Below are 15,982 nucleotides of genomic sequence, written 5' to 3'. Positions count from 1 at the left end.
AGCATCTTATAATAAGATGCTACTTGTCTCTAATTTTCTAAATATCTTTTATCAGCTTGCCCCATTTTTCGTCTCACAATAATGAAAATAATAGAAATAACAACAAGTCCAATTGACATTACTTGTGCAATACGAAGTGGTCCTAGCATTAAACTATCTGTACGTAAGCCTTCTACGAAGAAGCGTCCTACTGAATACCAAATTAAATATGTGAAGAATAATTCCCCGCGACGTAAATTCACTTTTCTTAATGCAAGTAGTAAAATTACGCCTGCAAAATTCCATAATGATTCATATAAAAACGTCGGATGATAGTACACACCCTCAATATACATTTGATTAATAATAAAATCCGGTAAATGAAGACCTTCTAAAAACTGTCTCGTTACTTCATCACCATGCGCCTCTTGGTTCATAAAGTTTCCCCATCGGCCAATTGCTTGTCCTAGTAAAATACTTGGTGCAGCAATATCAGCCAACTTCCAGAAAGAAAGTCCACGTCGTTTCGCAAAAAGAACACCTGTAATAACAGCCCCGATTAAACCACCATGAATCGCCAAACCACCTTGACGAATATTAATAATTTGACTCGGATTTTGTGCGTAATATTCCCATTCAAAAATAACATAGTACATTCTCGCAAAAAGAATAGCGATCGGTACTGCAATTAATACAAGGTCAACAAATGTATCTTTTGGAATACCTAGCCTTTCTCCCTCGCGAGTTGCCAGCCAAAGACCTAATAGCACACCTGTACCGATAATAATCCCGTACCAATACACAGGAAACGGCCCAAGTTGGATAGCTACACGGTCAAGCTGTGGTACAGAAGCTAACAGCATATGTATATGACCTCCCTCTCCAAAGTTTACTCCTGATTTCCTAACTCAATTGCACTCATTAATCGTTCAGAGAACTGCTGTGCTGCATTGACTCCCATACGTTTTAAACGGAAGTTCATCGCTGCTACTTCAATAATAACAGCCAAGTTTCGACCAGGACGAACTGGAAGCGTAATCTTCGTAAGCTCTGTATCAATAATTTTCATCTTCTCTTCATCAAGACCTAAGCGATCGTAATTTTTCTTTTGATCCCAAATTTCAAGATTAATAACAAGTGTAATACGCTTATAATTTCGTACTGCCCCTGCACCGAATAACGTCATAACGTTAATAATACCTAGACCACGAATTTCTAATAAATGCTCGATTAAATCTGGTGAGCTTCCGACTAACATGTCTTCATCTTCTTGACGAATTTCTACACTATCATCCGCAACAAGACGGTGACCACGCTTTACAAGCTCAAGAGCTGTCTCACTTTTACCAACACCACTTTGACCTGTAATTAAAACACCAACACCGTAAATATCTACTAACACACCATGAACAGCAGTTGTTGGTGCTAACTTACCTTCTAAATAGTTTGTTAAACGACTTGATAATCTAGTTGTCGTTTGAGAAGAACGTAATAAAGGCATACCTGATTCACGTGATGCTTGTAATAACTCATCTGGTACATCTTGATTACGAGTTACAATAATACATGGCGTCTCCTCAGTACAAAGCGCTTTCATTCTCTCTTGTTTTTGCTCTGACGTTAACGTGTCAAAGAACGTAAGCTCCGTCTTTCCAAGAAGCTGCACACGATCTGCTGGATAATATGTAAAAAATCCTGCCATTTCAATTCCAGGTCGTGATAAATCACTTGTATCAATCGGACGATGAATGCCTTCTTCACCACTGATTAACTCCAATTGAAATTGTTCAATTAAATCTTTTGTCCTTACTTTCGGCATATGTATAAACCTCCACTCCGCTGCGGGTTCAGTCTCGTTTGATGTAAAATTCCATTCTATCGGATATTGTACCATTTTTTTCTGGAAACAAGAAATACGGTTTCTAATAAATAGAAAAAAACATTTCATACGAATAATGAAATGTTTTTCTTTTTGTCACTTTCTCTTTTTTTCATATAGAGGTTCAACAATTGCCTTTTCAATTATCATATTAAAAATTGAAATACAAATTGCCGCAACAATCGCTACACCAAATCCTGATATATTAAAAGCATCTCCTAATAATGAATCTGCTATTTTTAACGTAATCGCATTAATAACAATTAAGAAGAAGCCGAAAGTTACAACAGTAATTGGTAGCGTAATTAAAATTAAAAATGGCTTTACGAACACATTTAAAACCGCCAATATAATACTCGCAATAATTGCAGTTTGTATATTTGCTACGTAAAATGCATCTGGTGCAATCCCTTTTAAAAGTCCCGATACAGCGATTAACACAACGCTATTTACAAGAAGTGATACAATCCATCTCATTTCGTTACACATCCTTTTAAACATATATATTTCATCATACGCTAATAGATAATAAACGCAAGTATGATACAAACACTTATATCAACTTATTCTATCTTTCATGCTTGTATACCTACTAACATGCTTACCAGTTTTTCCTCGTAAAATAAAAACCGAGCGTCATTTCCACTCGGTTTTCATCAATAAACTTATTGCGATAACTCTACTTCTTTTATTTTCTCTTTCATTCTTGCTTTATCACGATTTAAAATCTCTTTTAAATACTTACCTGTGTATGAGCGTTCTTCTTTCACTACTTGCTCTGGCGTTCCGGAAGCAACGATTTGTCCACCTTTATCTCCGCCCTCTGGTCCAAGGTCAACGATATAATCAGCTGTTTTTATCACATCTAAATTATGTTCAATTACAAGTACCGTCTCACCGCTCTCAACAAGACGTTGCAACACTTCTAGAAGACGTGCAATATCATGCGCATGTAAACCAGTCGTTGGCTCATCTAAAATATATAGTGTACGTCCTGTAGAACGACGGTGTAATTCAGAAGCTAGCTTCACGCGCTGTGCTTCACCACCAGATAACGTTGTTGCTGGCTGGCCTAATTTCATATAACCAAGTCCAACATCTACAAGAGTTTGAAGTTTACGCTTAATTTTTGGGATATTAGCGAAGAAATCTACCCCATCTTCAATTGTCATTCCTAATACTTCAGAAATGTTCTTATCTTTATATTTCACTTCTAACGTTTCACGGTTGTAACGTTTACCATGACAAACTTCACATGGCACGTATACGTCTGGTAAGAAGTGCATTTCGATTTTAATAATTCCATCACCACGGCACGCCTCACAACGTCCGCCTTTCACATTAAAGCTGAAACGCCCTTTTTGATATCCGCGCACTTTCGCTTCATTCGTTTGTGCAAACACATCACGAATATCATCGAATACACCTGTATACGTTGCTGGGTTAGAACGTGGTGTACGTCCAATTGGCGATTGATCAATATCGATTACTTTATCTAAATGCTCAAGACCTTTAATCTCTTTATGCGTACCTGGCTTCGCTTTCGCTTTATATAACTTTTGCGCTAACGATTTATATAGTACTTCATTAATCATCGTACTTTTACCTGATCCAGATACACCCGTTACCGCTACAAACGTACCAAGCGGGAATGACATTTTCGCGTTTTTTAAGTTATTCTCTTTTGCACCGACAATTTCCACTTTACGTCCGTCACCTTTACGTCTTTCAAGTGGAACCGGAATAAACTCTTTACCGCTTAAATACTTACCAGTTAACGAGTTTTCATCTTGCATCACTTCAGCTGGTGTACCTGCTGATACGACTTGTCCACCGTGAATACCTGCGCCAGGTCCGATATCAAGTAAATAGTCAGCTGCCATCATCGTATCTTCATCATGCTCAACAACAATTAACGTATTACCTAAATCACGCATTTCTTGCAATGTGCGAATAAGACGGTCGTTATCACGCTGATGCAAACCGATAGAAGGCTCATCAAGAATGTAAAGTACCCCAGTAAGACGAGAACCAATTTGCGTTGCTAAACGAATACGCTGCGCCTCACCACCTGATAAAGTTCCTGCGGCACGACTTAACGTTAAATAATCTAAACCAACGTTCACCAAGAACCCAACGCGCTCCTGAATTTCTCTTAAAATTAAATGAGCAATTTTTTGTTGTTTCTCCGTTAGCTCTACATTTGAGAAGAATTCCTGTACTTCTTGAACTGAATACTTCGTTACGTCAGCAATCGTTTTATCACCGACGAAAACAGCTAAACTTTCAGGCTTTAAGCGCCCACCTTTACACTTCGGACAGGCTTGCTCTGCCATATATTTCTCCATTTGCTCACGAACATAATCAGAACTCGTTTCACGATAACGACGTTCGATATTTGGAATAACACCTTCAAATAAAATCTCATTTTCCTTTACTTGACCAAATTCATTTACATAGCGGAAATAAACTTTCTCTTCACCGCTTCCGTACAACACTTTATCAAATAAATCTTTCGGTATATCTTTCACAGGCACGTCCATATCAACGCCGTAATGATTACATACAGATTGTAAAAGCTGCGGATAATATTGTGAGCTTGTCGGTTCCCAAGGAGCAATCGCATGTTCATTTAATGATAAATCCCAGTTCGGTATAACAAGTTCTAAATCTACCTCTAACTTTGAACCAAGTCCATCACAAGAAGGGCATGCTCCGAATGGACTGTTGAATGAGAACATACGCGGCTCTAATTCTCCGATTGAAAAACCACAATGCGGACAAGCATGATGTTCACTAAATAGAAGTTCCTCTTCTCCCATTACATCGATTAACACTCGTCCCCCGCCAAGCTTTAATGCACTTTCAAGTGAATCAGCAAGACGGCTTGCGATCCCTTCTTTTACAACAATACGGTCAATTACAACTTCAATGGAATGCTTCTTGTTTTTATCTAACGCAATATCTTCAGATACATCAAGCATTTCACCGTCAACGCGAACACGAACATATCCTTGCTTCTTAATATCTTCAAGTACTTTTACATGCGCACCTTTACGCCCAGAAACGATAGGAGCTAACACTTGTAATTTCGTACGTTCAGGATATTCAAGCACACGGTCTACCATCTGCTCTACTGTTTGTGACGTAATTTCAATGCCATGATTCGGACAAATCGGTGTACCAATTCGCGCAAATAATAAACGTAAATAATCATAAATCTCCGTTACCGTTCCGACAGTTGAACGTGGGTTACGACTCGTCGTTTTTTGATCGATTGAAATCGCTGGTGACAATCCTTCAATTGTATCTACATCCGGCTTATCCATTTGTCCTAAAAACTGACGCGCATACGCAGATAACGATTCTACGTATCTGCGCTGCCCTTCTGCATAAATCGTATCAAACGCTAATGATGATTTCCCTGAACCAGACAATCCCGTCACAACAACAAGCTGATTTCTCGGAATGGTTACATCAATATTTTTTAAGTTATGTGCTCTAGCACCTTTTACAACAATAAAATCCTTGCTCATGCTCACTTTTTTCACCCTTCCGCTTTTAATTCTAATAGTAAATCTCTTAACTCAGCTGCACGCTCGAAATCTAACGCTTTTGCTGCTTCTTTCATCTCTGCTTCCATCTTCGCAATTGTCTTTTCACGCTCTTTTTTCGTCATCTTCTTAGCTGGCGCTGCTTCATATACTTCTGTCTCTTCAGCAGCTGTCGTTGCACGGATCACATCACGCACACCTTTTTGAATCGTTTTCGGCGTAATACCATGCTCTTCATTGTAAGCTTCTTGTATCGTACGACGACGCTGCGTTTCTTCAATCGCGATTCCCATCGATCTTGTTATACGATCTGCGTACATAATTACGCGGCCGTTTTCATTACGTGCTGCACGACCGATTGTTTGAATTAATGAACGCTCTGAACGCAAGAATCCTTCCTTATCAGCATCTAAAATAGCTACAAGTGATACTTCTGGAATATCTAATCCTTCTCGTAATAAGTTAATACCGACAAGCACATCAAACTTACCAAGGCGAAGGTCACGGATAATTTCAATACGTTCTAACGTTTTAATTTCAGAGTGAAGATAGTTCACTTTAATTCCTACATCTTTTAAGTAATCCGTTAAATCCTCTGACATCTTCTTCGTTAAAGTCGTAATTAATACACGCTCATTTTTTGCGATGCGATCTTGAATTTCTCCTAATAAATCATCAATTTGTCCTTCAATTGGTCGTATATCAATTGGTGGATCTAAAAGCCCTGTTGGACGAATAATTTGTTCTATTACTTCTGGTGACTGCTCTAACTCATACGGTCCTGGCGTTGCTGAAACATAAATAACTTGATTCGTTTTCTCTTCAAACTCATCGAATGTGAGCGGTCTATTATCTAAAGCTGACGGCAGACGGAATCCATGATCCACAAGCACTTGCTTACGCGCTTGGTCCCCGTTATACATCGCTCTTACTTGCGGTACTGATACGTGCGATTCATCCATAACGATTAAGAAATCTTTCGGGAAATAGTCTAATAGCGTATACGGCGTTGCCCCCGCTGGACGAAGTGTTAAATGACGGGAGTAGTTTTCAATACCTGAACAAAATCCCATCTCGCGCATCATTTCTAAATCATAACGTGTACGCTGTTCTATACGCTGCGCTTCTAACAACTTGCCGTTATCATTTAATTCCTTTAAACGCTCTTCTAATTCTTTTTCGATATTTTCAATAGCGACCTTCATCTTTTCTTCACGTGTAACGAAGTGAGATGCTGGGAAGATTGCTACATGATCACGTTCTGCTAATACTTCACCTGTTAACGCATTTACTTCACGAATACGATCGATTTCATCACCGAAAAATTCGATTCGAATACAATGCTCATCAAGTGATGCCGGGAAGATTTCAACTACATCTCCTCGCACACGGAATGTACCACGCTTGAAATCAATATCATTACGTCCATACTGTACATCAACAAGTTCACGAAGCAATTGATTACGGTCTTTTTCCATACCAACTCGAAGCGAAACAACTAGCTCGCGGTATTCTTCTGGAGAACCTAAGCCATATATACAAGAAACACTCGCAACAATAATTACATCGTCCCGTTCAAATAATGCAGACGTTGCCGAGTGACGCAATTTATCAATTTCATCATTAATCTGTGCGTCTTTTTCAATAAACGTATCTGTTTGTGGTACATACGCTTCTGGCTGATAATAATCGTAGTAACTAACAAAATATTCAACTGCATTATTCGGGAAAAAGTCTTTCAACTCACTATATAACTGCCCTGCTAACGTTTTATTATGAGCCATGACAAGTGTTGGCTTTTGCACTTCTTTAATGACATTTGAAATCGTAAATGTCTTACCCGTTCCTGTTGCTCCAAGCAACACTTGCTTTTTCTTTCCACTATTAATTCCCTCTACAAGCTTCTCTATAGCTACCGGCTGATCACCTTGCGGGGAATACGCTGATATAATTTCAAATTGATGTTCCAAGTAAAATCCGACCTCCTCATAAAAATCTGTATTATTATTTTACCACGAATACCTATAAAAAACCTAAAAAAACGAACAGATATTCGGTAAAGTTTTCGACAATATATACATAGAAAAAGGAAGGAGTATATACTTCCTTCCTCTACTAGCTCTATTTTTTAGGTACATATAATAAATCATATCCATTGCGCCCATTTTCATTCGCACAGTCTATTAACCTATAAGCCATTTGTGATTCACGCTGCTCTTTAACAATCCTTTTACAGCTATCTTCATCTATACCTGTATGATTACCAGCAAATCGATCTTGCCTATTATCTAACATATGAATTATATCTGTCCCACTATACTCTAACGTTTGAAAAACCAGATCATCTTCATGTGTATAATGTACAATTCTTATTTTATCAACTTCCCCTTGGTCCACATTCAAAACGAACTTTTCGAATTTATCTAGATTGGAAATTCCTGCTCTCTTTACAATGACATCATTCTTCTTATCAATTGTAGTGCTAGATGGTGAACATGCTACTAAACTAAAGAGAAATAGACATATACAGCTGATTCTTTTTTCTATTGTCATCCTCTCCTATAAAAATTATTTGTATACCAGAAAAGCTACTTTCAACTATGAAAGTAGCTTTTCTTTTCCTTTCTCCTTCTTCGGAAAAATCACATATGAAAATGAAATTGCTGTATCAACTAAAATTACAATCGCCCACACTTGGCTCACGCGACTTGCAGCTTTATTTAAAACGATTCCCGATTCTAACCAATTCCCCCATTGTTCAAATGGTACGAAACCGTACAGAAAGAAAAAGAAAATATGCACAACAACAAACAAACTAAGGTGCAATACCCAATTTTTTATTTCCTGCTTTGCATAGGCCATGCCTGTTAATTCTACCTGTTCTTCAATAATAGGCGCCGGTTCATTACGCCATTTCGCAACTGATTTTTGTGCAAATATATCAAGCTTCTTCAAATCCTTTTTCCCGTAGAAAACTGCATACAATAAAATAATTACAGTAATAATTTGAAAGTTAGAGAACTTTCCTGTTTGATAATAGTCCACTACTCCTAAAGTTAAAATAAACACTTCATTTACGAGGAGTACAATTCCCATAATAAAACTCGCCTTTTTCAAACGGAATCCGTAGCGAAGTAAAAAGAAACCGATAGCTGATAACCAAAATACAATTTCTGCCCCAATTAAAAAATACCAACGATATTCTGCGAGTATGCTCATTTATCCTTCTCCCTTTCATCATAAATACGAAAAGCCTCATCCATATACACTAAAAGTTCTTCTTCAATTGGATACATGCTCATTTTCTGTGAATCTTCCTTCGATTTTCTAACTTCCCATAACTTATCTAAAAACGCTTCATCACCATTGGCCATTTCTAAACACTTCTGCATTAATCTCTTCATTGCCCCTTGTACCTCATCACTAGTAGCTTCTTTACCGTCTTTCATAAAAGTGCGTAATTGCTTTAATAAATCTACCCATTCTAAAACATTCGGATCTTCCTTACTCATGTTTGGTAAATTATGAAGCAATTTTTGTTCTTCCTTTGAAAATACTTCATTTTGAAATATTTCACGTATACGAGGAGACTGCTTCGAAAGCTGAATCAGTTCAAACATAACTTTCCAATCGAGTTCTCCCTCCACATCTACCGAATAAACAACTGCTTGTAAAACACTCTCCATTCGATTAAATTTCTTTTGTTCTTCCTGTACAAACCGAAGTTGTTTTTCAAGCGAATTTTTTAAATCCAGCTCACCTTTTACTAACATATTCGCAGTTTCTTTTAATGAAAATCCCATTTCTTTTAAAAATAAAATTTGTTGCAAACGAATAACGTCATTTTCACTATATAACCGATGTCCACCCTCTGTTTTTCCGCTCGGCTTTAATAAATCTATTTGATCATAATAACGTAGTGTACGTACTGTAACCCCTGTTTCTCTCGTCAATTCTTGTATTGAAATCACTACCATCACCTCTTCCCTTTCATTATAAAAGATGACGTTACGTAACTTTCAAGCTTTTTGTAAAAAAAATACAAAAAGCTGTTTATACAAAATGTATAAACAGCTTTTATGGAAATAACCCCTTTTGTATGGCGCGCCCACAAAATAAAATAAGTGCTCCAACAACAACACTCGTTGCCGTTTTATGATAATGGGCTAATAATAATAAATAATACGATAAACCTACAGTACCAATCATAATACAAATACTCGGCACTGGATTACGAGAAAAGTTTTGCATTCCCCAAAGAAGCGAAAATATAGCTGTAGCGACACATAACACCGGTAATCCCATCCCAGTTCCCCTTTTTCTATCTATTATTCCTTGTTGCTAACACACTCGTTGATGCGATACTAATTAATACACCAAAAATAGCAATATATAATAGCTCAGTTACATGTACTGCTTGCCTATCTAAATACTTATTTACACAAAGATACATAATAAACAAGAAAACGAAGCTTGTAATACAAATCATAAAATATGACTTCATCTTGTTCACAACTCGCTCATCAATTGATGGTACTCCCTCTTCTTTCAAACGCTTCTGCTCTTTATATTCCGAAATTCCATATAAAATGACTAGCGCTACATTCGATATAAAAATAGTTCCCCACGAAATACTTAAAATCATTAAACTCGTATTTAAAAGAATTCCTGCTACAAGCAAACTCCCTACGAATCTCATGACCTCTCTCTTACTCATACATGATCAGCCTCTTTTCGATTTCTATATTTCCACTTCGGCCAATAGTTCACAAGAAAATACACCCACTGCCCTAGTACAAATAAAACAAACGGCATACCAGCATTTCCATCAACAATTAAATTATATAAACTCCATATCGCTAAACTAATCGTAAAAAATAACCCTACATATTTAAACGCTTTATCTGACTGAAATCTCTCAAACTCATCCTGCATTTTTTATTCCCCCTATCGCTATGCTCGTTTTCCTACCATTTCTCTCCCCTTACTCCAGCGTAAAGATTTCCTCCACCTTCACTCCAAAATATTTGGCAATTTTTAAAGATAACTCTAGACTCGGATTGTAATGATGATTTTCAATCGCCACTATCGTCTGCCGCGTCACCTGCATCGCCTTTGCCATTTCAACTTGTGTTATATGATTTTGCTTTCTTAACTCTTTTATTTTATTTTTCACACCCATAGGATCCACCTTCAAAAGTAAAGATATCTTTACTTTAATTATAAATATTTTCCAGTTATAAGTAAAGATATCTTTACAAATTTTAGAAAAATGTTTCATTGAACATCTACTCTAACAAAGTACAAGAGTAATTCAATTTATATCAGCGCAACTCCATTTATATCGGCGATTTTCCAAATATATCGACATCCGTAGCGCTACTATAATCATAAGAAAAAGCTGTCCCCAAATACCTTCGGGAACAGCTTTCTCCTCTACTACATAAATCCTAACGCATATACAAGAACGTATCCAAGAACCGATAAGCAAACCGAGCCAATCAGCCCTGCCACGAATGCTTTACTTCCTAATTTACGGAACGTTTTAAACTCTACATTTAAACCGAGCCCTGCCATCGCCATTGCGATAAGCATGTAAGCAAGAACAACAATGTATCCCGCAACAACTTCTGGAATAATCCCGATCGAATGCACTGCACTCATCGCTAAGAACCCGAAAATGAACCATGGTATTGGAAGTTCGCGCCACGATTTCTTTTCTTTGCTACCTTCACTCTTACCAAACCATAGACCAATTAAAATCGCTACTGGCACAAGCATTGCTACGCGCGTTAACTTCACAATAACTGCGATGTCTACAGCAGTACTTCCTCCTGGCGCCGCAGCTGCGATGACATGAGCGATTTCATGAAGCGTCGCACCTGAGAATACACCATAACCGTACGGAGATAAACCAAGCACTGGATATAATAACGTATAAATAAGCGTAAATATGGTACCTAAAATCGCGATGATTGCTGCCCCAACTGCTGTTTCATCATCCTTCGCTTTGACTTGCGGTGCAATTGCCACGACCGCGGCTGCGCCGCAAATTGCCGTACCGCATGCTGTTAAAATCCCAAGTTTCTTTTCTACTTTAAATACTTTCGTTAGTCCGTATACAACAAAAATAGTAAATGTAATAACAACCGCCGCGATGATCAATACTTTCGGTCCCGCCTTCGCAATATCAACAAGATTTAATCGCATTCCAAGTAAGATGATCCCAAAGCGCAGCAACTTCTTACTCGCAAAGTTCGTTCCTGCTATCGCATCGTGAGGAACTCCAATTGCAGCGCGCCAAACCATCCCAATTAGAATAGCAATTACTAATTGTCCCATAATATTTAAAAATGGAAGCTCTGCTAAATATTTCGCGGCAATTGCGATTAATAATGTAATCCCAATTCCTTGCGAAAATCCAAAACGCTTCTTCTTTTGTATAACAAGTGTTTGTTCCATTTTGAACCACTCCAATAATCGTATTGGAACATGCATGTTCTTTCTACTTACATTATAAGAGAGTTTCTATAATAAGTTTAATACCAATACCAAATCTCTATCATCAGAAATACTTATGATAAGATGATAGAAAAAGAAAGGATCCCATTATATGAACGTAGACATTTTAAAAATTTTTGTTACTGTCGTTGAACAGAAACACTTCTCCCGTGCAGCAGAATTATTAAACCTTTCACAGCCTGGAGTAAGTATGCATATACGCAACTTAGAAAACGAATTTGGCACTACACTTATTCAACGCTCCCCGAAGCACGTCCAAGTTACGGAAGCTGGAAACATATTATATATACATGCAAAGCAAATGCTCTCTCTTTACGAAGATGCTAAACAAGAAATTAATGAACTACATAACGTTGTAACAGGAACACTTCGCATTGGTGCTAGTTTTACAATTGGCGAATACTTACTTCCAAAAATACTGGCTAACTATGCGAATGAAAATCCACACGTCGAAGTTCATACTTTCATCTCAAATACAGAAGACGTTTTGCAAAGCCTTCGCTCTAATCAAATTGATATCGGCCTAGTGGAAGGACAAGTCGTATACGCCGACGTAGATGTTGAAACATTTATGCAAGATGAAATGAAGCTCGTCGTCCCGCCAAATCATCCATTACTCCGCACAAATGAAATAAATGAAAGTACACTCCAAGATCAAGTATGGGTATTAAGAGAAAGTGGTTCCGGTACACGCGCTTATAGTGACCGCTTTATTCATCAACACCATTTAAAAATGAAACGATTCTTTACATTCAGTAGTATCCAAAGCGTAAAGGAAGCTGTTAGTGCCGGGCTTGGCATCGCTATCCTTTCTGATTGGACTGTACGGAAAGAGCTACTAGCAAAAGAACTATTCCACGTCGAAGTTCCAAATGAACAACTAATCCGTCCGTTTTCCATCGTACGCGGTAAATATTTCATTCCATCTAAAGCCATTCAAGTGTTCTTAAATCATGTAGATTCTTTTGCGAAAAAACAGAGTTGACCCTCACATTAGTGTGAAGGTTTACAATACATGTAGAAGGAGTGAAACGCATTGCGAATTGGAGAATTATCAAAAGAAACTGGCGTTAGTGAAAGATCACTAAGACATTACGAAGAAAAGGGCTTACTCCCTACTAAGCGCCTTGCAAATGGTTACCGTGATTTTGATGAAAGTGCCATCGAAAAAGTGGAGCTTATTCAAATGTACTTACAAATTGGCTTAAATTTAGAAGAGACGGCAAGGATGCTGCGCTGCCTTGAAATTGAACCGCACCTGTACGACAATCCGTGTAGCAGTATCCTTACGCTTTACGAAGATAAACTCAATGAAGTAACAAAGCAAATCACATTACTTTCCAACATCCAAGCGAATTTGCAAAAACACGTTTCACTCCTAAAACAAGCAAAAGAAAAGGAATGATTACATGTTTGTTATACATGGCAGTTCAAGACAAAACGGAAATACAGAAGCTTTAACACATATGATGATAGAAGACATTGAAACAGAACAAATTTATTTGCGTGATCATACCGTCTATCCTATTACAGACCAACGTCATGATGCAGAAGGATTCCAATCCGTAAATGATGACTATGAGCAGTTAACCAAACGCATGCTAGAGCACGACACGATTATCTTTGCTACACCATTATATTGGTACGGAATGAGTGGACATATGAAAAACTTTGTTGATCGCTGGTCACAAAGCTTGCGCGATACATCTCTTCATTTCAAAGAAAAAATGAAAGGAAAAAAAATGTATGTTGTCATCGTTGGCGGGGATAATCCAAAGCTAAAAGCATTACCGCTTATTGCTCAATTCCAATATATCTTTGATTTTGTTGGTTCTTCATTTGAAGGTTATGTTATTGGAGATGCGAATGGACTGGATGAAATTAAAAACGATGCTGAGGCGCTGGCAAAAGCACAATTGTATAATAATAAATTCAAAAATAGCGAACAGAAATAAGTTTGACAAACCCTTTTGTATGCGCATACAATAAAAGTAATATTATGAAAGGAAGGTACTTTGACCAATGAAGTTCTAATTCTCTTATTTATTTCATCCATCACAAATAGTGAACAAAAATGATGAAAACTAGCAGGGGATTAGTCTGTCCATTTGTCGATACTTTCTTTCGAAACGATCATGTAAAAAATCGTTTATTTATGTACGATTTTTTACATACAAGGGCGACGTTTATCCTCTCTAGTGAAACTAGGGAGGTTTTTTTATGACTATTTTATTCGCACGTAATATTGAAAAGAGCTTTGGTGATCGCACACTATTTACATTACCATCACTGGAAATTCAAGCACAGGATCGCATAGGAATTGTCGGAGTCAACGGAGCTGGTAAATCTACGTTATTGCAAATATTAAGTAAAGAAATAGAAGCTGACAGAGGCATAGTAACTCATCATAGTTCTATCGCCATCATTCCTCAGCTCAGCGAAGAACTACCGGAAACCGCTTCTTCTCTCGCAAAAGGAAAATGGAGTATTTCAAACGTTACCGACGCAATGAGCGGCGGTGAACGAATGCGACTAAAGATTGCGCATGCTCTCGAACAAAATGCAGGCATTTTATTCGCTGATGAACCAACAAGCCACTTAGATATGGTCGGTACAGAGCAATTAGAAAAGGCACTTTCATCTTATAAAGGGGCACTTGTTTTAATATCGCATGACCGTGAATTTCTAGATAATATATGTACCAAAATTATTGAAATTGAAGACGGTATTATTCAAGAGTACAAAGGTAATTATTCAAACTATCGAAAACAAAAAGAACGTGAACGAATACAAAAACAAGCAGAATATGAGCAATATATACAAGAAAAAAATCGTTTAGAACAGTCCATTCTACAAAGAAAGCAACGTGCTTCTAACATGAAAAAAATCCCAACACGGTTCAGTTCATCTGAATCTAGACTTTATAGGTTAAGTGGGGCTCATGGCCAAGAACAGGTTAGTAAAGCAGCGAAAGCATTAGAGACACGTCTCGAAAAACTAGAAAAGAAGGAAAAGCCAAAGGATCTTTCTCAAGCTCAATTTGACGTGCAATACCATACACCCATTCATAGTAAGGTGGCAGTACAATTCAATAAAGCAACAAAGAAAATAGGCGACCGTATACTATTTAAAAATATGAATGGAACTATTGCCCCTGGTGCAAAGCTTGCCGTTTTAGGGGCAAATGGAAGCGGCAAAACCACTTTGTTCAACATGCTTCTCACAAACGAGCGTGGCATGCAGCTATCGAAAAGTTGTAAAATTGGATACTTCGAACAAACATTATCTATTTTAAAAACAGATAAAACCATTTTAGAAAATGTTCTAGAAGAAACAAACTATACAGAAGCATTCGTTCGCACAATACTTGCACGACTTCTATTCCGCCGTGAGGATGTTCATAAACCTGTGCACGTTCTAAGCGGGGGTGAACGAATGAAGGTTGCACTCGCAAAAGTATTTTTAGGAAACTATAATATGCTTCTGCTAGATGAACCGACAAACTATTTAGACTTAGCAACGCAAGAAGAATTAGAAACCATGTTACAAGAATATCCTGGCACAATACTTTTCATTAGCCATGACCGTGCCTTTATTCGCTCTGTTGCAGACCATATTCTACAAGTAGATGAGAGTGAACCTAGAGTATTCCACGGTAATTACGAGCAATACACAAAAAGAACCACCGGAGATTCTGTAAACGTTACTGAGCAAGAGTTGTTACGATTACAAACAAAATTAACAGAAGTCATCGGCCGAATTTCCATACCAAATCATCACAATGATATCTCATCTCTCGAACAAGAATACGAAACATTATTAGTTAAAATCCGGAAATGTAAAGAAGCACTCTAATGTCTTCCCTATATATCGACGGGACCTTCCGCATTTCCCAAGAAATATTGAATCTTCGACATAGAATACAAAAAGCCGTGCATTGAACTGCACCCCAATTGTTAGACACAGTCTAACAATTGGAGGTGCAGTTTTTTGTATGACAAAATTTACGAAGGATTTAAAGTTAACGCTCGTTCAAGGATTTAATCCG

Annotated in this window: 17 protein-coding genes; 4 read left to right on the top strand and 13 right to left on the bottom strand. The window is 37.6% G+C overall.

The window, feature by feature from the left end; genetic code table 11:
• Positions 1 to 29: 29 nt before the first annotated feature.
• From lgt to ACTFSL_RS30140, 13 genes are all read right to left on the bottom strand, one after another.
• A complete protein-coding gene (gene lgt, locus ACTFSL_RS30200; protein WP_000922849.1) occupies positions 30 to 842 on the bottom strand; it encodes a prolipoprotein diacylglyceryl transferase in 813 nt (270 codons plus the stop codon).
• Between the two features lie 26 nt (positions 843 to 868).
• Complete coding sequence (gene hprK, locus ACTFSL_RS30195) at positions 869 to 1,798, bottom strand: HPr(Ser) kinase/phosphatase (RefSeq protein ID WP_001127250.1); 930 nt, start codon at positions 1,796 to 1,798, stop codon at positions 869 to 871.
• 156 nt (positions 1,799 to 1,954) lie between these two features.
• Positions 1,955 to 2,335 (bottom strand): phage holin family protein, encoded by a 381-nt coding sequence (locus ACTFSL_RS30190; RefSeq protein ID WP_001267308.1) that lies wholly within the window; start codon positions 2,333 to 2,335, stop codon positions 1,955 to 1,957.
• 188 nt (positions 2,336 to 2,523) lie between these two features.
• A complete protein-coding gene (gene uvrA, locus ACTFSL_RS30185) occupies positions 2,524 to 5,394 on the bottom strand; it encodes an excinuclease ABC subunit UvrA (RefSeq protein WP_440042907.1) in 2,871 nt (956 codons plus the stop codon).
• Between the two features lie 11 nt (positions 5,395 to 5,405).
• Positions 5,406 to 7,382, bottom strand: coding sequence for an excinuclease ABC subunit B (gene uvrB, locus ACTFSL_RS30180; RefSeq protein WP_440042896.1), 1,977 nt, complete (start codon positions 7,380 to 7,382; stop codon positions 5,406 to 5,408).
• A gap of 151 nt (positions 7,383 to 7,533) precedes the next feature.
• Positions 7,534 to 7,965, bottom strand: coding sequence for a DUF4362 domain-containing protein (locus ACTFSL_RS30175; RefSeq protein ID WP_440042894.1), 432 nt, complete (start codon positions 7,963 to 7,965; stop codon positions 7,534 to 7,536).
• A gap of 45 nt (positions 7,966 to 8,010) precedes the next feature.
• Positions 8,011 to 8,631: a hypothetical protein gene (locus tag ACTFSL_RS30170; protein ID WP_440042892.1), complete on the bottom strand. Its 621-nt coding sequence runs from the start codon at positions 8,629 to 8,631 to the stop codon at positions 8,011 to 8,013.
• Positions 8,628 to 9,389, bottom strand: coding sequence for a MerR family transcriptional regulator (locus ACTFSL_RS30165; protein ID WP_440042891.1), 762 nt, complete (start codon positions 9,387 to 9,389; stop codon positions 8,628 to 8,630). The genes ACTFSL_RS30170 and ACTFSL_RS30165 overlap by 4 nt, the downstream gene beginning before the upstream one ends.
• A 100-nt stretch (positions 9,390 to 9,489) precedes the next feature.
• On the bottom strand, positions 9,490 to 9,717 hold the full coding sequence (locus ACTFSL_RS30160) for a hypothetical protein (RefSeq protein ID WP_000524139.1): 228 nt from the start codon (positions 9,715 to 9,717) through the stop codon (positions 9,490 to 9,492).
• 16 nt (positions 9,718 to 9,733) lie between these two features.
• Entirely contained in the window at positions 9,734 to 10,129 is a 396-nt protein-coding gene (locus ACTFSL_RS30155; RefSeq protein WP_000043992.1) for a hypothetical protein, read from the bottom strand.
• The gene (locus ACTFSL_RS30150; RefSeq protein WP_001150199.1) at positions 10,126 to 10,347 is read right to left on the bottom strand and encodes a hypothetical protein; all 222 of its coding nucleotides are present in this window, start codon (positions 10,345 to 10,347) and stop codon (positions 10,126 to 10,128) included. The genes ACTFSL_RS30155 and ACTFSL_RS30150 overlap by 4 nt, the downstream gene beginning before the upstream one ends.
• A gap of 49 nt (positions 10,348 to 10,396) precedes the next feature.
• A complete protein-coding gene (locus ACTFSL_RS30145) occupies positions 10,397 to 10,594 on the bottom strand; it encodes a helix-turn-helix transcriptional regulator (RefSeq protein ID WP_000538364.1) in 198 nt (65 codons plus the stop codon).
• 257 nt (positions 10,595 to 10,851) lie between these two features.
• Complete coding sequence (locus ACTFSL_RS30140) at positions 10,852 to 11,874, bottom strand: YeiH family protein (protein WP_440042889.1); 1,023 nt, start codon at positions 11,872 to 11,874, stop codon at positions 10,852 to 10,854.
• Positions 11,875 to 12,025: 151 nt separating this feature from the next.
• Here ACTFSL_RS30140 and ACTFSL_RS30135 point away from each other — a divergent pair, with 151 nt between their 5' ends.
• The 4 genes from ACTFSL_RS30135 (at position 12,026) to abc-f (ending at position 15,789) form a co-directional block, all read left to right on the top strand.
• Positions 12,026 to 12,919, top strand: a complete 894-nt coding sequence (locus ACTFSL_RS30135; RefSeq protein ID WP_001099987.1) for a LysR family transcriptional regulator — start codon at positions 12,026 to 12,028, stop codon at positions 12,917 to 12,919.
• Between the two features lie 51 nt (positions 12,920 to 12,970).
• Positions 12,971 to 13,339 (top strand): MerR family transcriptional regulator, encoded by a 369-nt coding sequence (locus ACTFSL_RS30130; protein WP_001219225.1) that lies wholly within the window; start codon positions 12,971 to 12,973, stop codon positions 13,337 to 13,339.
• Between the two features lie 4 nt (positions 13,340 to 13,343).
• Positions 13,344 to 13,889, top strand: a complete 546-nt coding sequence (locus tag ACTFSL_RS30125) for a flavodoxin family protein (protein ID WP_000497611.1) — start codon at positions 13,344 to 13,346, stop codon at positions 13,887 to 13,889.
• A gap of 265 nt (positions 13,890 to 14,154) precedes the next feature.
• Positions 14,155 to 15,789 (top strand): ribosomal protection-like ABC-F family protein, encoded by a 1,635-nt coding sequence (abc-f, locus tag ACTFSL_RS30120; protein WP_000153761.1) that lies wholly within the window; start codon positions 14,155 to 14,157, stop codon positions 15,787 to 15,789.
• The last annotated feature ends 193 nt before the right edge of the window (positions 15,790 to 15,982 follow it).

Origin of the sequence: Bacillus cereus group sp. MYBK108-1 (genome assembly GCF_051917185.1) — a bacterium.
Taxonomy (GTDB): Bacteria; Bacillota; Bacilli; order Bacillales; family Bacillaceae_G; genus Bacillus_A; species Bacillus_A cereus.
Note: the sequence above shows the minus strand (reverse complement) of the source record. Positions and strands in the feature narration are given on the sequence as shown.